This window comes from Lacinutrix sp. MEBiC02404 (assembly GCF_053601575.1).
In genome coordinates this window covers 260,277-280,668 of the sequence record NZ_JBSHNV010000189.1, presented here as the reverse complement: position 1 = coordinate 280,668, position 20,392 = coordinate 260,277, and the positions used below count along the sequence as shown (strand labels likewise).

The 20,392-nt window shown below is 31.9% G+C and carries 13 protein-coding genes; all 13 read right to left on the bottom strand.

The window, feature by feature from the left end:
* Positions 1-241: 241 nt before the first annotated feature.
* The 13 genes from ACVCXO_RS12060 to ACVCXO_RS12000 all read right to left on the bottom strand — a co-directional run bounded on the left by ACVCXO_RS12060 (position 242) and on the right by ACVCXO_RS12000 (position 20,351).
* Positions 242-559, bottom strand: coding sequence for a hypothetical protein (locus tag ACVCXO_RS12060; RefSeq protein WP_452229838.1), 318 nt, complete (start codon positions 557-559; stop codon positions 242-244).
* Positions 560-711: 152 nt separating this feature from the next.
* Positions 712-1,512 carry a T9SS type A sorting domain-containing protein gene (locus ACVCXO_RS12055; RefSeq protein ID WP_452229837.1) on the bottom strand — a complete coding sequence of 267 codons (801 nt, stop codon included), beginning with the start codon at positions 1,510-1,512 and terminating at the stop codon, positions 712-714.
* A gap of 153 nt (positions 1,513-1,665) precedes the next feature.
* Positions 1,666-3,165, bottom strand: coding sequence for a T9SS type A sorting domain-containing protein (locus tag ACVCXO_RS12050; RefSeq protein WP_452229836.1), 1,500 nt, complete (start codon positions 3,163-3,165; stop codon positions 1,666-1,668).
* 141 nt (positions 3,166-3,306) lie between these two features.
* Positions 3,307-5,715 carry a LamG-like jellyroll fold domain-containing protein gene (locus tag ACVCXO_RS12045; protein ID WP_452229835.1) on the bottom strand — a complete coding sequence of 803 codons (2,409 nt, stop codon included), beginning with the start codon at positions 5,713-5,715 and terminating at the stop codon, positions 3,307-3,309.
* Between the two features lie 154 nt (positions 5,716-5,869).
* The gene (locus tag ACVCXO_RS12040; RefSeq protein WP_452229834.1) at positions 5,870-8,386 is read right to left on the bottom strand and encodes a T9SS type A sorting domain-containing protein; all 2,517 of its coding nucleotides are present in this window, start codon (positions 8,384-8,386) and stop codon (positions 5,870-5,872) included.
* A gap of 205 nt (positions 8,387-8,591) precedes the next feature.
* Complete coding sequence (locus ACVCXO_RS12035) at positions 8,592-11,519, bottom strand: histidine kinase (RefSeq protein WP_452229833.1); 2,928 nt, start codon at positions 11,517-11,519, stop codon at positions 8,592-8,594.
* Positions 11,520-11,624: 105 nt separating this feature from the next.
* The gene (locus ACVCXO_RS12030; protein WP_452229832.1) at positions 11,625-12,377 is read right to left on the bottom strand and encodes a LytR/AlgR family response regulator transcription factor; all 753 of its coding nucleotides are present in this window, start codon (positions 12,375-12,377) and stop codon (positions 11,625-11,627) included.
* Positions 12,378-12,464: 87 nt separating this feature from the next.
* Positions 12,465-14,447 carry a tetratricopeptide repeat-containing sensor histidine kinase gene (locus ACVCXO_RS12025; RefSeq protein WP_452229831.1) on the bottom strand — a complete coding sequence of 661 codons (1,983 nt, stop codon included), beginning with the start codon at positions 14,445-14,447 and terminating at the stop codon, positions 12,465-12,467.
* Positions 14,448-14,539: 92 nt separating this feature from the next.
* Positions 14,540-15,520: an FAD:protein FMN transferase gene (locus ACVCXO_RS12020; RefSeq protein WP_452229830.1), complete on the bottom strand. Its 981-nt coding sequence runs from the start codon at positions 15,518-15,520 to the stop codon at positions 14,540-14,542.
* A gap of 7 nt (positions 15,521-15,527) precedes the next feature.
* Positions 15,528-15,905, bottom strand: coding sequence for a Na(+)-translocating NADH-quinone reductase subunit F (locus ACVCXO_RS12015; protein WP_452229829.1), 378 nt, complete (start codon positions 15,903-15,905; stop codon positions 15,528-15,530).
* A 347-nt stretch (positions 15,906-16,252) separates the two neighbouring features.
* Complete coding sequence (locus tag ACVCXO_RS12010; RefSeq protein WP_452229828.1) at positions 16,253-17,341, bottom strand: MSCRAMM family protein; 1,089 nt, start codon at positions 17,339-17,341, stop codon at positions 16,253-16,255.
* An 85-nt stretch (positions 17,342-17,426) separates the two neighbouring features.
* Positions 17,427-19,193 carry an OmpA family protein gene (locus tag ACVCXO_RS12005; RefSeq protein ID WP_452229827.1) on the bottom strand — a complete coding sequence of 589 codons (1,767 nt, stop codon included), beginning with the start codon at positions 19,191-19,193 and terminating at the stop codon, positions 17,427-17,429.
* Positions 19,194-19,475: 282 nt separating this feature from the next.
* A complete protein-coding gene (locus tag ACVCXO_RS12000) occupies positions 19,476-20,351 on the bottom strand; it encodes a hypothetical protein (RefSeq protein ID WP_452229826.1) in 876 nt (291 codons plus the stop codon).
* Positions 20,352-20,392 lie beyond the last annotated feature (41 nt).

Sequence of the window (20,392 nt, the reverse complement as noted above, 5' to 3'; positions counted from 1 at the left end):
TTAGTGGAATGCATGCCATATCTTTTTCAACGTCCTTTAACCGTTAAAAAAATTGTTTGATTTCAAAACAACTGGATTAAAACAGCACCTATGGCTATATATAATAGCGCAATACAGAGTTCTAGTTTATATTTTTTCATATATGTTTTATAATAAAAAAAGCTGAACTACAGAAGTAACTCAACTTTTAAGAACGAATTAATAGCGTCTTTAATTTTTCAATATTTTTATGGATCGTTACTTAGTCCATGACTTTGGAAAGCTTAATCGTTTTCCCACACATATCACTTGTAATTTTAAAAATAACGTCTCCTTTTCTCCCTTTATTTGCCCAACGTACTTCTTTCCCTATATTACAAGTAATACTAGTTTTAGAGCCTTTGTTTAAAGAAACAAAACCTGTTCCTGTATAAATGCTCACTTTTTCTTTAGTATCATTAACTAATGAGAAACTACTTGCAATAGAAATCTCCATATTTTGGGATGCTTTTACAATTTGTTTTTCTTCTGAAAAAGAAAGTAATACGAATGTGCTTAATGCGATAATTATTGTTTTCATGTTGAATTGTTTTAAATTTACTGCTGCAAATATGTTATTAAAAACGATTAAGTAATGCTTCTACTTTCTGAAATCTTGTTTTCAACTTCTAAACTAGAAAAAACCCATAAGCCTCGCACTTACGGGATTTCTAAATAAAACTTAACGATATACTACTGTTTGATGAATCGTTTGGTTGCTGCGCTTCCATCTTCATCTTTAATTATAATAAGATACACACCATTTCTTAATCCGGAAGTCACTATTTTTTTGGATGTTGTTTCTAAAACTTTTACTCCTAAAACAGAATAGATTGCTGCGCTTTTTATATTACTATTCATTTCAATATTTAGAACCGAAGTTGTTGGGTTTGGGTATAAAGACACTTTCTTTACCTGAAACTCATCCACACTTAGAATAGTAGGACAATCTTCCAAAAAACTAGCATTAGGTGGTGCATTCCAATTAGAATTAGGTGTAAACCCGGCATCAATTTGCACGCAATCTACAGTACTACTTACAACATTAAAACGGGTTACATTACTATTATTCCCATTTGCCATATTAATAGCTGTTATGGATGTTGTATGCCCTTTAAAATCGACTAAATGGGTAAGCATACTTAAATCTAAAATACCTCCAATTCCTGTTTGTTCTATTAGTAACTGTGTCAGTTTTGTGTTTTGAGAAACATCAATACTGGTAAGCGAAGGATTTCCAAAAGCCTGTAAACCTACAATTTCGGTAAACGCTTCAAGCCCTGTTAAGTCTTGAATACTTGAACCGGAAACATTAATAGTTCCTGTATATGCAACGGCCTCGGTATCTTGAATCTCTGTATCGTTATTTGTATTAATATTCGTATTTGCTACTAATATGGTTTTAAAGTTTGTATCTGGAATGGATACATTTTGTGCATTTGTTGCCGTAAATATTGAAATAAAGGCACAAATGGAAAGTAATTTTCTCTTCATAATTCTTTTTTTTATTGATTATGCGACAAAACTACTTGGTAAACGTATTTAAAAACTACATCAATTTCTGAAACCTTATTTTCAACTTCTAAACCAAAAAAATCTCGTAAACACAGCGTTTACGAGATTTATAAAAATAATTAAAACTATTAACTACTGCTTGATAAAACGTTTGGTAGCAATGCTTCCGTTTACTGCTTCTATTGTAATTAAATATAATCCAGTTTTTAAATTAGATGTATTTATCGTATTCGATTTTGTTTCTAAAACTTTTGCCCCTAAAACAGAATACACTGTTGCTTGTTTTAAGTTACTATTCATTTTAATATTAAGAACTGTTGTTGTTGGGTTTGGGTGCATTTTTATGTTGTTTAGATTTCCTAGCTTTTGAATTAGACTTAATGTCGACGGGTTTACATCAAACACTCTAACATATCCAGAACTATTACCGTTACCATCATTTCCCATTGCTCCAGTAATTATATTTTGTCCATTTGCATTTAAACAAATTGAAAAACTGGACTGATCGTCAGCTGCCTCACCATCTATATCGTCTCCTAATTGAACCCAATTACTATTCGTATTTAACTTATAAGTTCTTACATGTCCAGCTTGAAAAGCGCTTCCGCTGTTATAAAAAGAACCAATAGATATTATATCACCCAAGGCATTTATACTTGTAGAAAAACCAGATTTATCTCCACTAGCTTCTCCATTTATACCTTGCCCAATTTGTATCCATTGGCTATTAACATTTAACTCATAAACATAACTTTGCCCACTGTTAGTCCCTCCGTTATCACTACCAATAGCTCCTACAATTATTCTGTTCCCTGCGGAATTCATACAAACAGAACGACCAAAATTATCTTCTGCATTTGTGCCAAAAAGATCCTGTCCTAACTGGCTCCATTGATTACTACTGTTTAACTGGTATACACGAACAAGTCCTGCATTGTTTCCATTAGTATCGTTTTGCCAAGAAGCTATTATTATTCTATCACCCAATCCATTTATATCTACTTCTCCTCCAAAGTTATCGTATGCTGCATCTCCATCTAAATCTTGTCCTATTTTTAACCATTGGTTATTGTTATATAATTGATAGACCCGAGCATGTCCTGAGGAAGGGCCATTTTCATCATTACCGTATGCACCAATAATAACACGATCTCCAACACTATTTAACCGTACAGATAAACCTGAAAAATCTCCAGCCGCCTCTCCATTAATATCTTGTCCTATTTGCACCCATTGGTTACTCGTATTAAATTCAAACACTTGCGTATTTCCAGAATTATTTCCGTTGGTATCATTATATTGAGATCCTGTTGCAACCCTATTACCCACTCCATTTAAACTTACCGATCTCCCCATTTGATCATTAGCTGATGCCCCATCTATATCTTGCCCCATTTGAAGCCATTGATTGCTAGCATTTAATTGATACATTCTTATATGTCCTGCCGAATTTCCATTTCCGCTATTGAAAGGAGTTCCAGCCGCAATTCTATTTCCTGAATCATTAATACTTACTGAAAGTCCGAATCCATTAGAAGTAGCCTCTCCATTTATATCTTGTCCAATTTGAGTTTGCGCATTTAATTTTAACGCAGTTAATAATAATAATATACAAAGTAATTTTGTTCTCATAATATTTTTTTTGCATCTAATTTACTCCTAAAAACCCTTGAAAAAATTCTTGTTTTCTGAAATGTAGTTTTCATCTTCTAAAACAAAAAATCTCGTAAGCATAACACTTACGAGATTTATAACAATAATTAAAACTACAAACTACTGCTTAATAAAACGCTTGGTAGAAACATTTCCTGCTTCATCTTCTATAGTGATTAAATAGAGTCCGCTTTTTAAATTAGCCGTATTTAGGGATTTTGATGTGGTATTTAAAACTTTAGCTCCTAAAACAGAATACACTGTTGCCTGTTTTAAATTGGCTTTCATTTTTATATTTAATACAGATGTTGTTGGATTTGGGTAGAGTTTAATTTCGTTTTTAGCGAACTGAAAATCATTAACTCCTAGCGTAGAGTTGTATTCATGAGCTCCCAAATCTACTGTGGTATTAAAAATACGTTGGTTACCTAACACATCGGAAGCTGTAGTTACATAACTATTATCTCCTATATCTAATGCTGGCGAAGTAGATGTTAATTGAAAATTAGCATCTAAATTTGGATTAACAACGTTTGTATTAGTAGTTCCTGAGATAAGTAAAAAATTATTTTCATCTGTATTATTTGTTACTACTCTATTACTACTTACTGTTAATCTTGTATACGTAGAACTGGTTCTACCTATTGCAGGACTTATTACTCCACCATTTGCTGTGTTGCCCCAGAAAATATTATTTGCTATAGCAAAACTTTGAAATATTCCAGTTCTCCGCGAAATTCCTACCACAGAATAATCGGAACTCCATTCACTACCTAAACTACTATTGTTTACAAATGTGTTATTTATTAAGTCCGCATAAAGTTGCATGGACCAATAAGCTCTTATTCTTACTGCTGGTGCTCCAACTCCGTCTCTATTATTCGCAACATCATCAGCGGTTTTATTAGCTTTAAATAAGGTATTTGTTATCTTAACATTCATAACGGCTCCATTACCTGAACCATGATGAAAGTCACCACCTGCTCCAGCATTTGCTAAATTATTTTCAATGATACAAGCATCTATACTTATAGTAGATAGCGCCGCTGTAGTTGTCATGGACAAACCTGCTCCTGTATACGCTACATTGTTTTTTATAATACTATTTTTTAAAGTAAAATTTGCGATGCTTGCAGTTTTAAAAATACCTGCTCCAAAACGGTCATCGCCAGTTGTAGCATTGGCATAACCATCTTGTATAGTTAAACCGTCTATAACCAAATCTTCTTGCGTAACTTCTACCACATGATAACTATTATCATCTCTTGTAGTATCACCAAAAGCAACCGTAGCAGCATCATCACCATTTAAATCACCACTTAATATTGTTTCATTAGTAGTATGTATTAGGCTTAGATCTCTATCTGCCAGATTAACTTCTGTACCTGCAAAACCACCATAGATATTTGTTACTATATTAAAGCTAACATTTCTATCGGAAACATCTGGTTTATACATTCCTTTTGCTACCCAAATAGTGGTTGCTCCAGAGACAAGCGCATCATGTAAATTAACAAATGCATTTGTCCAAGTGGCACCATCATTATTACCACTTGCATTTTTATCTACATATACATGGGATAATGAAGGTATTACAAAATTAGCAGTAACATCTTTATCATCATTCATAACAACGGTTGTTGTACTTGTATTTCCAGAAGCATCTCCCGTCCATTGATAAAAAACGGAACCTGTATTTGCAGTTGCTGCTAAAGTTACTGTTGTACCAGAAGCATATGTACCATATGGGGAAGATGCAGCGGGACTTGTTGTTATTGTTCCATCTCCTACAATACTGGTATCTAATGCATAACAATTTTCACACAAATTATATAATGCTATAATTTCAGTGCCATTTAGTGCTCTATTAAAAACCTTAATATCATCTATAGATTTGTTATAATTAGTTACAGATGAAGGTGAAATAGCCAATTGCCCATTTCCTAAAAAACTAGTAATATTACTATCTAAAACAATATCACCTGTTAGATCATTATTTAAAACCCCATCAATATACACATGAATGCTTCTCCAATCTTGAACAGAATGCCTAGTACCCCTCAAAACAATATGATGCCAATCTCCATCATATAGATTATTTACAACAGTACTTCTTGAATCATTGGATTGCGCGCCACTAGAGTTGTATAAACTTCCTACCCAACCGAGTCTGTTTCCTGCCGCAAGTTCTAACCTTAAACCATTAGGCCCATTATACATTTGTATAATACGTTCTGTACTCGTTACGGAATTAGGTTTTATCCAAAAACTTAAACTTAAATGCGTAGAGGTTACGTTTCCTCCTGTAAATTGATCTCCATTTAATTCTATAGCATTACCAGATGTTCCATAATGATCTGCTACAAAAGTAGCCGCATTCCCTGTTTGCGTTAAATCTCCTGTTCCTGGGTTTGCCTCATTCACTAAATTTCCTCCTGTAAAAGAGTAATGTAAAACTTCATCAATAGGTGTTTGTGCAAGAGCTATACTACTTATAAAAAGTAGCATTAAAAATAATTTTGTTTTCATAATAGGTTAAATTTTAGAATCCTTAAAACAAATATCTATTATAGACCTTCTAAAAAGGTGTCTCAATTTCTGAAACCTAATTTTCAACTTCTAAAACAAAAAATCTCGTAAGCATAACACTTACGAGATTTATAACAATAATTAAAACTACAATCTATTGCTTGATAAAACGCTTAGTAGCAACGCTTCCATTTTCGTCTTCTATGGTAATTAAATACATTCCTGTATTTAAATTAGATGTATTTATAGTAGATGATTTAGTTTCTAAAACCTTAGCTCCTAAAAGAGAATAAACCGTTGCTTGTTTTAGGTTATTCTTCATTTTAATATTTAAAACAGAAGATGTTGGATTTGGATACAATTTGATCTCATTTTCATTTAACTGAAAAGTGCTAACTCCTAGTGTAGAACCATACTCATAAGCTCCCATATCTACAGCAGCGTTAAAAATTCTTATATTCCCATCTAAATCTTCTGTTCCAGTTACATAAGTGTTGTCTCCAGAATCTACGGCTGGTGAGCTAGAAGTTAAGGTATAATCTCCCATAGATGCATTATTAAACATTGGATTAGAATTTGTACTATTTATTACTCTTGCTGGATCTAATTGTGAAAATCCATTTTCATCTATAGAATTAAAAACATCTGTTCCTGGAATGGTTGTAATTCCACCAGAAATAAGCTTTGCTGTGTTTCCTCCTATTGTAGTATTATTATAAAATATAGAATTATAAACATCTGCATCCGTTGTAGATGGAGTACCTCCAGCGCTTATACTTCTTTCTAAAACAATTGTTGCTCTATTGAAATTATTATATCCAGTATCTGTACCTAAATCTTGATTATCTACAAATGTAGAATTACGGACATCTAATTTAACACTTCTACTAACATCAGATTTCAACCAAATACTACTTCCTGCTTGTCCAGCTCCTGAAATATCTGCAGCGATATTGTTTTCGAACAAAGAGTTTAAAACATTTACAGTTGTTGTAGCTTGAGAGAAGCAATACAAAGCGCCTCCACGACTATAATTATTTCTAAACTTAGAACGAGTTATAGTTATATTACCTGCTTGACCTCCTCCTACTCTCATATCTACAACTCTATTTAAACCACTATTGTTTTCTATGTTACAATCTTTAATAGTAATCGCTCTTGTTATAGCTCCTTTTGTAATTGCTCCACCACGATTATAAACTCCAGTTCCGTTTGCATTTCCTCCAGTAATGGTAAGTCTATCTAGTATAATACCAACATTAACACTGTTAACAATTGAGTTGGTAACAAGCACACGGTAACTGTTTTCTGCTCTTAACGCATTTAAAGGATCTATGTTGGCATCATCATCTTCATTTAAATCACCGGATAAAATGGTTTGGTTTGCGCCGTAAACTCTTTCGGTTGCTGCAGCTTCAGTTCCTGCAAAGCCACCAAGTACATTAATTCTCGAATTTATTGTAAAGGCAATAGTTCTATCGCCATTAGCTACTGTTGGCTTATACGTACCACCTACTAACCAAACCGATTCGTTTATTCTAGAATTGTCTAAAGCACTTTGTAAATCTGTATAAGCATTTGCCCAACTTGTTCCCGTATTTAAACCTGTAGCTGCTGGGTTTACATAAACCGTTCCTGTTGGTCTATCTGTTTTAAAACTAACAACCTCAGACCAAGATGTTGTTACTGCACAGATTTCTCTTATGTAAACATCGTAATCCAAATTAGCTTCTAAACCAGTTATTACATGGCTGGTTGTAACATTATTTACTATTGTTGCGCTAGAAAAAGGTTCGCCTTGAACATGGTAAGCTATGTCGTAAGTTCCAGAATCGTTTATATTTACTGTACCACCATCGTTTGTTATGGATGTTATAGAAACTAGTGAAGCATCTGGTTTTTGACAATAATTACCATAATCTATAATACTTTCTACTTGTGCTTGCGATAAAGCTAGAGAATAAATCAATAAGTTATCAATTTCACCTACATATTTATTAGCTACTGGCATATCTCCTGCTCTATTATTTCCTAGTGCAACATTTCCATCAATACTATTATACGATGTTGTTACACTTGTTGAGTTATTGTTTACTCTTGGATTTACAACATCTTCAACACCATCAACTTTAATACTTATAACCCCATAAGTATCATTATATGTAAAATCATAATAATAATCTATATGTACATTTATATTATGCCATTCTCCATCTGATATTGCTGTAGGATGAATATTAGCAAAGGGTATAAGAGTAGTACCAAATCTTAAAGTAGCTCGCACTCCTATAGCTCCATTTTCTAGATATACAAAATACCCATCATAATCTGAATCTGTATCATCTGTTCTATCTGAATCTTCTATAATAGTTCTTCTATTAGCATCATCTATAGTTGTTTTTATCCAAAAATTATATTGTATATTGTTGTTATTAGGGAAATCCACATTAATTCTACTAGCATCCCCAAATATTAAGCGTGCAGACGAAGTTGGAGTACCAAATCTATCTGGCGGATATAATATCAAGCCATTAGCGGTCATATTTACACCATTTGCTTGGTCTGTTAAATCGCCATTAAAATCATAAGCACCTATTAAATTTGTTATTGGGTATTGTGCATATAATAGTCCATTAAAAAGGACAAATAATAAAAGTAAGCGTGTTTTCATAATAAATAAGTTTATAGTTTTATGAAAACAAAATTACTAGTCAAGGCTATCTAAAAATGAAGTGAACTTCTGAAATGTAACTTTCAACTTCTAAACAAAAAATCATTTCTATACCAATTAATACATTTTCCTATATAAATTACAGGCCTTAGGTTAGATTTAGTATCGTAAAACGAAAGAAATGTTCTTGCTTTCCATTCCTTATTTAATCTATTGTAAATGGAATGATAACAGTTACCTGCGTACCCACTGGTTTTTCACCATCCAGCAAATCAATAATAGTTACACCTACTTGTTTTTCTTTTCCGTAATTCAATAATGCTAAACGATCTTGTGTTGCTTTGGTAGCGAAAGGTTCATGTTTTTTAAGGCTTCTTGCTTTAATTATATCGGCTTGCTCACGTCCTACACCGTTATCTATAATAACACTCTTTATTGTATAATTATCTACATTAATATGGAAATTAATCTCTAGATTACGACCTGATTTACGGTGCAACAATCCATGTTTTAATGCATTTTCTACATAGGGTTGAATTAGCATTGTGGGAATATATACTTGATCTGGTTTTAAATCTCCAGTAGAGAGAATAGCATAGTTTAGCTTATCTTCAAAACGTAGTTTCTCTAATTCTAAATACATTTCTAAGCAATTAATTTCTTCTTGTAATGTGATCTTTCCTTTTGTACTATGGTTTAAATAGGTTCTTATTAAATCGGCAAATTTCCCTAAATACTCGCTTGCTAGTCGACTCTTATTTAAAACGATATAATCTTGAATAGAATTAAGCGCATTGAATATAAAATGCGGATTCATTTGTGAACGTAAATTTTCCAGTTTTAAGGCTATTAATTCGTTGTCTAATGAGAGTTGTTTTATTTCTAATTGTTTCGCCTTTTCTTTGTTTTGAAGCTTCCTTTTATAGTAAAAAACAATAAGACCAATTATAGATAAACTATATAACAAAATAAACCACCATCTTTTCCAAAAGGGTAATTTTATATGTAGTTTAATACTTTTAATGGTATTTTCACTTGTTGTATTACTATTTGTTGGTCGTACTTGAAACGTATATTTTCCCGCAGGCAAACTACTATATTTCATGGTGTTCACTTCAACACCTGTCGTAATCCAAGCTTCATTATACCCCAATAAACGATATTGATAGGTTTTATTTCTATTATATAAAATCCCATTCACATTAAAACCAAAATGCACGGAATTCTGATTATAATCTAAATTATAATCCGTTTCTAGCGCTACCGATTTCTCATTAATTTTTATTTCGTTAAAATAAATTTCTGGACATGAGGTCGTTTTAAAAACTTTATCCTTATCAAAAGAAAAGATTCCTTTGTTGGAAGATAAAACCACTTTGTTTTTTAAAATTTCAATACCAGATATTTTATAAGAGAGTATACCATCTGTTTTACTTAAATTCTTAAACGTCTTAAAATCGGTATTAAAGACTTGCAGTCCTTTTGGTGTTGCTATCCAAACGGAATTCTCATCTCCTTTTAAGTATGCAATTTGATTAGAAAGCAATCCTTTTTCTGTAGAATAATGCGCAATAACTTGATTATCTCTTATAGCAAACATTCCGTTTTTAAACGTACCAACCCAAACGATGCCGTCTGCTGTTTCTGTAATAGAAATAGCCAAAATTTCTTTACCTTCATATTGTATGGTTGTCGCTTTTAAAGCATCATCTAACACTAATAAATTATCTACAAAACCAATAAAAATAGCATTATTACTAGCGCTATAATGTGTGGTATACACCCGCTTATCGTCAGAAAACGTTTTTAATAACCCTGTTTGTTCATTAAAAAAATTCAACACTCTATACGTACCGAATACTGTAGTATTTGCATTTAAACGTGAAAAACTTTTCGCACCAATAAAGCCCCCTTTTCTTGTTGCCAATAAGGAGTTATTATTTACAAAATAAGAACCATCATCTGTACTTACATAACTTTCTTTTTGTTGGGAGTTGTATTGTATAGCAGATACTTTGTTGTTTAAAAAAGCGGACAATTTATACGCGGAAGTATTCAAATTTAGTAAACCAACTTTACCATTTTTAGAACCAAAAAACACCACCGAATCATTCACTTTACAAATAGCCATAATATCGTTACTCTTTTCAGGTAACTCCTGTTTTACTACTTCAATATTAGGTATTAAATAAATACCATTAGTAAGTGTGGTCACCCAATAATTATGGTCTTTATCTATAATAACATCCGTAACTATTTCCTCTTTTAAAATTCGTCTTTTTAGTGCGAATTCATTTCTATCATTTTCATAAATAAAAATCCCTTTATTCGTTAAAACCCATAAATTAGTATTAATTACTTCTAAAGAAATAATTCGCAAATCTTTTAAAAGCTCTAATCCTTTAGTTAATTGTGTAGTCTCTTCAATTAGGTTTACGCTTCTAAATTCATTTTGATACTTAAATTGTTGTGAAAAAAATAAAGTTTCATTTAATTCAAAAACATATGTTTGTCCTTGCGATGTGCTTCTCCCAAAACTATCACGATAGTGTATATTCAGTGGGAAATGACTGGTTTCTTTTAAATCTTTATTCCATGTTTTTACAACCTGAAAACTTACAGCCACGTATTTCTCATCCTGAAAAATTAATCGAAGACCTCCATCATTACTTAAATCTTTTAAAATAATTTTTTTCGATTTTAAATCAATAACATATAAAACGCGATTTCTAGTAATTAAAAGCTGATTATTTTGTATCCTAAAATTAGCGAGCTGCCCTTTTAATTCCTCTTTTAAATCTATAAACGTAATGAGTTTGTTATTTTCAATATAAAAAAATTGTCCTGAAATATTGGTACACCAAACGCGTCCTTTTTTATCTTCAAAAAGACTAAACACAGATAAACCTCGTTTTTCTGCATTAGTATATTGCGTGTAGGTTTTACCGTCATAACGATACAAACCACTATCACAAGCTAACCAAATAAAACCTTTGCTGTCTTCTAAAACACCATAGAATTCTATATCTGGCAAACCATCTTTTTCCGTAATATGAATAGATACAGGTTCTTGCGCATATATTAAGCGAGAACATAATAGGAAGAATATAAAAAGTAGGTTTTTACTCAACATATAGGAATTGCAGTTAAAGCTACAATAAAATATACTTTAAAAGTATATATCTAACGCTTAAAAAAATATTTCTATTATAGAATCGGTATTTATGACTAAAAAAGGCTACCCTATATTCTGAACAATGGTCAAGAATTCTTCTTTTTTATCATTTGAAATGGATACGGTTTTATCATTTTCCATGACGATATATCCACCATCTTTTTTAATATACTCTTTGATATAGGAAAGATTTATAAGATGGGAACGGTGTGGACGATAGAATGTCTTTAGTTCCTGAAGGATATCTACAAAGAATTTTAATGGTTTACTCACCAAAATACTACCATGTGTAACGGTGGAAACGTTGGTGTACATACCATCAGCTTCCAGCATAATAATATCGGTAAAATTAACAAACTTAATCCCATCGGCATTTGGCAATCCTATTTTTTTAAAGTTCGAATCCTCCAGACTTGCTTTCAATTCTGTTAGCCGTTTATTGATTTGCGTATTCCCCAAAAAGGCAACCGCTTTATCAACTGCCGCTTTTACCTGACTTGGCCTTACGGGTTTTAACAAGTAATCTATTGCAGAAAGCTGAAAGGCTTGTATGGCATATTCACTATATGCTGTTGTGAAAATAATTTCGAAATTATGCACTTCTTTTTCAATGAAATTTAAAATCTCTAAACCAGAATGTTCAGGCATTTCTATATCTAAAAAAACAATACTTGGTTGTTCTTTTTTTATAAGTGCTACTCCAGAAAGCAAATCTTCTGCTTCAAAAATTTCTGTAATTTTTGGACAATTTTCTTCTACTAAAATACGTAGAACTTGCCTTGCTTTTTTTTCGTCATCAATTATAAGTGCCTTCATTGGGTATCTTTATTGTTTTAATAAGTAAAATGTAATAGTTAGGAACGCTCTAGTTTTAATTCAAAATTTACTCTAACGTGTTCCAAACTATTGTTTTAGAATTGGAATTCTTAAAATCACTTTTGTTCCTGTTGCACAATTATTTTCGTGCAAGTCTATAATAGCTACACCTATTTTTTTCTCACGACCATAATTTAATAAATCTAACCGTTCTGTGGTTGCTTTTAAGGCAAAAGATTTGTGATGTGATTCTCTTTTACTAGTAATTTCTTTAGACTTTTCTCTTCCTATTCCATTATCTTCAATACTACATTCTATAGTTTTATCGGAAGGTTTACCTATGGAAATTTTCAGTTTTCTATTATCTTTTTTATGCAATAAACCATGTTTTAAAGCATTTTCTACATACGGTTGAATTAGCATGGTTGGAATATGTATATCTTCTGAATTTGCAGCTTCGTCTACTTGAAAGGTATATTCCAATTTTTCTTCGAAACGTAATTTTTCTAGTTCTAAATAGAGGTTTAAATTATGAACTTCATCCAGAATAGAGATAAAACCGGTATCGCTAAAATGAAGGTAATTACGAATTAAATCGGCAAACTTCCCCAAGTAATCACTGGCTAGATTTTTCTTATTTAAAACAATATAATCCTGAATAGAATTTAAAGCATTAAATATAAAATGCGGATTCATTTGTGCTTTCAATGCTTTTAATTCGGAATCTCTATATTGCTTTTCAATGGCTAAACGTTTCTGTGTTTCCTTAAGTTCTATGGTTACTAATTCGGCTTTCTTTTTCGCTTTCAATCGACTAAAATAAAATACCGATGCTAGCAATAATAATCCCGCAACAGCTAATGCACCTATAAATAAGTTTCTATTTCTCTGACTTTCTAGTTTGGTGATTACTACTTGCTTTTCTGCAACTTCCTTTTCCCTTTTAACTTTTTCTGTATCGTATTTTATTTCTATCTCTGAAATTGCTTTTTTCTTTTCTATACCTAAAACACTATCGTGTACATCTGCTCTCTTCTTTGCATAAACTAAGGCTTTCTTATAGTCTGTTTTTTTCTCGTATAGGTAGGATAACATTTCATAATTAACTGCTATATTATGCCAGTTTGGATATTTCATAGTAGATAAAATGGTTTCTACCTCTTTTAATTGTTGTTCCCCCAAATCGTAATCTTCAATAAAAACGGAATTATTCGCAATGTTTTGTTTGTTAATAATAATTCTAACTTGATCTCCTAGTTCTTCAGAAATTGCTAGTGCCTTTAGTTGGTACTCATTCGCTTTTTTATAATCTTCAGCATCCGTGTAAAGCGCGCTAAAAACATTATAAATGTTAGATTTCAGAGAAGTCTTCTCTGCTATAGACTCTGCTTCTTTGGCATATTGCAATGCAGCATCATTTTCATCTAATTGATATTTATTCATGGCCATTTGTAAATATACTTTAGACAAAAACTCAGGGTCTTTTTTGACCTTTGGCTTATTGTATAACGACGCTACCAAGTCAAAAGATTTATTATATTCTGCTATATTATAGTACGCCCCAGAAAGCCTATATATTGTAGTTAGATGCTCTTTCTCTTCTTCTTTACCACGTACTTCATCATCCTTAAGCATTTGATTATACAGTTCTATAGCTTTCAAAGATTCCCCCATAGTTCGATAAACAGCACCAAGAGAGGATTTCGAACTTCTTATAAGTTCCTGATTTTCTAATCTTTTACCCATTTTAAGTGCTCTTTCACTGAGCACCATTGCAGAATCTAAATTACCTTGTACGATGTAGTACAATACTTTTTCATTAATCCATTTACCTTGACGAATCTCGTCCTTATCTTCAAGACTTTGATTATAAAACTTCCTTAAAAGATTTAAGTGAACATCAGAATCTCTTCCACTATAAAAATTCACAAGTTTAACGGATTCTTGATATTTTAAACTATCTCCTTCCATTTTAGACAAAACTTGCTCTAAGCTGTCCATAACTTTTTGTTGCGAAAAACTATATTGAAAAACAAATAGGATAATAAATAAGGGAAATATTCTTTTCATTTATGAGGTATATATTGTAAAAATGAAAAAAATATTATAATAACCACCTTTTCATTTGCTGAAATGCGGTTTTGAGCTTTTAACAGACTAAATTATGCTTCTGGAAATCCGTTGAGGTTTAAGGTTTCTAGCTCTTGCTTATTATTTTCAAAAATAATAAAGGCTTTTAATTCTGGATGCTTTTTTAAGAAGGCTTTGGTTTTTTCAATTCCCATCGCTTGAAATGCAGTTGCATAGGCATCAGCTGTCATACAATTGGATGTAATTACAGAAACACTTAAGATGTTTGATTTACTTGGATATCCTGTTTTAGCATCTAAAATATGTGCATAGCGATTTCCGTTTTCATCTATTTTAAACTTTCTATACGTCCCAGAAGTTGCCATCGCTTCTTGATGTAATGTAATAGCTTCTAGAACGGATTGTTCCCCTTCAAAATTAGGTTTATCTATACCAACGGTCCATGCCGAATTTCTTTCTATATTCATTCCTTTAGAACGAATTTCTCCGCCAATTTCGACTAAATAATTATTCACTTTTTTACTTTCTAAAAAATCTGCAATCACATCTACGCCATATCCTTTTGCAATCGCATTAAAATCGATAAATGTATTTTTGTGTTTTTTAATGACTGTTCGATCTGCAATACGCACTTTATCTAATCCTACAAACTGCATTAAGCTATCTATTTTAAGACTATCTAAACGTTCGATTCTCTTTTCTGGACCAAAGCCTAAAGCGTTTACAATAGTCCCAATAGTAGGATCAAAAACACCTTCGGTTTCCTTATTAATTTGCTTGGAAGTTGCTAATACTTTTTCAAAATGTGTATCTACGGAATTGCTTTCGTTTCTATTCAGTTTAGAAATATCAGAATTGGTTTGATAGGTAGACATCGATTTATTAATCACATAATACAAACTATCTATTTGCTTTTGGTAATTGCTTGACGCATCATATATTATGGAATAACTGGTTCCGAAAACAGCACCCGAAAGCTTTATATTTTTGGATTCTTGTTTACAGGATAAAAAGAGTACTATAAGTAATAATAGGAATGCAGATTTCTTCATCTTAAAATCAATTTAAATTTGTTTCCATAACCTGAATACCATTATATTCAATGAGATACTCTTCGTTTAAATACACTGGCAAATCTTCGCCGTTTGGGTTTCCTAGTCCAACGCCTGCATACAATACTTTGGCATCTTTTTCGGTAGCGTGCTTTTTAAAGGATTCCATCCAAATTACATCATAATTATTGGGATTCGCTGGAAGTAATACTGCGCGAACTATCACAAAAAAGTATTGGCTATTTTTATCTATACAGACAAATTGTGGGTGTTTTGTTAACTTACTATTTATGGCAACGAATTCAAATCCTCGTTTTTCTAAATCTTTACCAACATGATTCATGGCAAGGTTGTGTAGTTCTTGTTTTGTTAGTTCTTTACTCATAATACAAAGATACAAACTTGCTATTTAAAACGAACAAATTTTGAACTTTGAAAAGTATAGTTTGACACAGGAATTGTAGCGTTATTTCTCAAAAAACACAATAGCAAGCAGCAATGCAATAAATAGGAGAAATCTCTTCATCTTATTTTAACGCAAAAACCCAACACTTTCGTATGGAGTCTGTATTAAAAAGATTTTTTAAATAAAAAGGCAACTTTGATGTTATCTCCATTGCCTTTTCTCCCTCAAACTAATTAATAGCTTCTTCAAATATTTAAGGTATATCTATTGTTTACAATATAAATAGATACCGTATTCGTTTATTCCTTTTAACTTCTATAGTAGTCTTAATTAATACAACTGAAGAACTCTAATATAGTAGCTTCATTATTTGCAACCGTTACTGTAATTGAGCCTGCACTTGGATTAGATTGTACCCAACCTGCTTGATTTACAATTTCTATGGTGTACGTTCCGTCTTCTAATCCGGAAAAGAAAACGTTTCCGTTGGCATCTGTTATTTCTGTTCGTATAACTGTGTTAGTAGCATCTTTTAATTGGAATGTCCAACCATCTCCTAATTGATCTAGTCCATTATCAAAAACAGCATCACAATTTTCTTCTAAAATATTTAAAACACTTATTACATTGTTTTGACAACAACCTTCCACGTTATTAGAAATAGATGCATCTCCATTAGTAGTCACCAAATTTCCAACAAGAGAGAAACCTAATACCGTGGCGTTAGTATTAACTAAATACGCTCTTAAACTATAACTCCCAGACGATAAACATAAATTGGAAGCACTCCATGTTTGTACCGCAGTACTAGACCAAATATATGTTGGACTTATATCTATAGGAAAGTTATTCGAATTATCTATTAACTCTAAATATACTTGATCATCTCCTTTTAAAGTAAAGCTAAAATCAATACAAGTATCTTCTAATACACAAAAAGGTCTTTCAAAAACATAAGGCACTTTGTCTCCATTATTGTTACTTGCGTTATTACAACCAAAAGTATCTGTAGTTCCTAAATCCATAGGAGCTAAAGTGGTAGATCCTGTTTGGTTAACCCAACCATCTGGACCAAAACTAGCAAAGTTAATTACATAAGCATCTCCATTAATGGTAGAGACTAAAGGGTCTGAACAAGATAATAAAGGAGGATTATTAATTACTCTCCAAAATGGATCTACAATTCCTTTTCCAGGAGCAATTACATTCCCATTAGTATCTATTCCTGTAGATAAATTTAGTTCCGATTGTAAATTACAACTAGCAGATATTACTGGCACACTTTCTATGTATTCGCAAGATTCATCATTACTGCACGAAAATTGCATACATATAAAACTTAAAAATAACAGTTTTAAAAATTTATCGGAAATCGTATTTATTTGGGTTCTGTATATTTTATATCTTGTTTTCATATTTTCTAAGTTTTAATTTAAATCCAAGCAGCAATTAACAACTGCTTGGATTTGGTTATTGATTAATAGCAGACTAATCATATTATTAAAAGCATATTACTTTAAATTCTGTTCTACGATTTATACGATGCTCATCATCTGTACATGGTATATTATTAGCACATTTGGTGTTTTTCAATTCGGTCTCTCCTGCTCCTCGAGCTATTAAGCGATCTTTAGATATTCCTTGGCTAGCGATATAATTTACTGTCGCATCTGCACGACGTTGGGATAGTTGTTTGTTATAAGCATCAGATCCTTGACTATCTGTATGCGATGCCATTTCTACTTGAATGTTTGGATTATCACGCATTAGCTTTACTACACGTTGCAAATCTGGGATAGATACTGGCAATATCTCTGCTTTGTCTAAATCGAAATTAATATTGTCTAGTTTAATTACCTTACCACAAGGATCTACACACATTTCTAAGTCTATAAATAAGGTAGTATCTCTATTATACCAGCCTGTTGAAACTTCTACTTCATTAGAATAATAACCGTCTTTTCTTCCATTTAAAACAAAAGTGGATTCTTGCGTTAGGTGGAAAATAAAATCACCTTCTTCATCTGATAAAGTATTTTTCTGTGCTGCTTTTATTGTATCTTTTAAAATAATAGATACACCTTGAATTCCTTGGTCCGTATTACACTCTAGAACATTTCCTTTTAGTATGAATTGTTCATTGGTATATAAAATAGTTTTTTGAATTCCTGCACTTTCTTTTTGGCAATTTTCAAAATCACTCTTTGCAATACTTCCTTCGACTAAATCTATAGTATATAGTTTTCCTTTAATGATATAATTATCTTCTACTACATCATTAAAAACAACAACTCCGTACGCATTTGTTATGCCTGATTGTACAATGTTTCCATCTAAATCTGTTAAAACTACATCTGTATTTGGCAATACTATTCCCGAAAATTTATCTTTAGCAGTTACTGTAACCCCACATCCACAAGTTGCACAACAATGTGGCATATGATCTTCTTTACATACCGGACAAACATTCTCTTTTTTATTGAATTTAAACGTTACTCCTGCAAATAAACCAACAGAAGAAATATCACAATCACATGGTTCTTCTCTTAACATTGCATTATCTTCTAACCCATTTATTGGCGTTCCTGCACTACTTGGCGTAACTCTAAAAGGATGATACATTGCAGAAATTCCAGATTCACTTAATTCTTGTACCCCAAAATGCTTCATGTAATATCCTCCAACATTAATCCCAAAACTTCTGCTTAAAAAGTAAGTGAAACGTAATTGCCCTTTAAAAGTAAATACTCCCGAATCTTTATAACCAGCGTGAAAATTTAAAGAAGTTGTTCCAGAGCTAGAAGCACCTTCTAAATACGTTCTTCCTCCTTTTATAGAAGCAAGACCAAAACGTGTATTAAGTTCGGTTTTAAACCTACCAGATTTACTTCTAAACTGCACATTTGGACCAATTCCATAGAATACGCGAGTAATGTTATCTTCACTTAATTGGAAAGAGTTTATAGCTGTTGTTCCATCTGCTTCAAAAAGATCAGAAGTTGGATACGTACTTTCGGGTTGGTTCTTAATGTAATCCAAATCGAAACCTAGTCCGAACCAGTTCCAGTAATAATCTAAAGAAAGACCTAAATCTATTCCTCCTTTATAATCGATATAAGGTGTATTGTTTTTGTAGGTTGGAAAATCATAACCAATTCTTGGGCTTAATTGAAAATAATTTTGATCTAATGGCTCTTGCTGTGCCATTACATTACATGTATTTGCAAATACAAAGAACATTAATACTATTTTTAATAAATGTTTCATGATAAAAAGCGTTTGTTTTTTGTTACTCATACTTATATCAAGAAGGATGCAAAATTGTTACCTCTTTTTTATAAAATAATTAATAGCAGCATAAATATAATTTTAGAACGCACTATACATAAAGAAGTTTCTATTAGCTGTACCTATGACAAAAGGAGCTATAAGCACAAGAACCCAACAGGAATATGTTGGGTAAAAAAAAGACCTTTCCGTTTAAATACGGAAAGGTCTTTTAAAGTAAAATTATGTAATTTGTAAGTTACTAATTACACTTAATATATATTATCCTTCATTATTCACACACACATTTTCTATAAGTCTTACAATGTTTTCTGAGAAAAGGTCTTGAGCAATACTCATCGATTTTAATCCTCCTGTATTGTTATCTATCAAACTAATCTCTAAATTGGAATCATCTAAAGTGGTAACTAAAATCAACTGAACACCTAAGTTATTTGCAGTATTAGCTAGATCTGCCAAGTACGCATCATCGGCAACATCGTAAATATCATCTTCTCCTCCCGCTTGAGAATCTGTTATAAGTATAGCAAGTTTAGTAAGATTCTCTGTTCTATAACTACCTGCAAAATTATTATTCAAAATTTCATTTAACAATAAACCTCCTGGTTCCATATTAGTAGCAAAATTACCAAACCCCGAATCTAAAGTTACAAATAGCTTATTAAATTGTGTGCTAAAGGAGGCTGCATTGCTTGGTGCAAACTTTTCCATCATGGTGAAGTAATGATTACTACTCGGGTTTGTACTTGTCATAATTTTTTGGTCTGCAGGTAGACTTGTATAATCTGCTTGGTTTGCATATGTAGGTTCAAATTGGCTATCATAGGTATCATAAAAGGATAACGAAAGCCTATAATCTCCGCCAGACTGATCTATTACAGCATCGGTAATTGGAGTCAAAGAATTTTGAATATTTTCTACAACAAAAGACATAGATCGCGAATAATCTACTAGAAAAGCAACGTCCATGCCTTCATTACATGCAAACGGAAAAGTATCTACCTCTACAACTTCACTAGTATATTCACAATCCTCATCGCTACAAGAAAGATTAACCAATAGAAAGCATACACATAAAAGCATTAGAATTTTACTCGTACTTCTATCTATTTGGTTTTTATAATTTAAATATTTCATTTTTTTTAAATTTTAATTTAAATTCAGATTTATAAAAAATC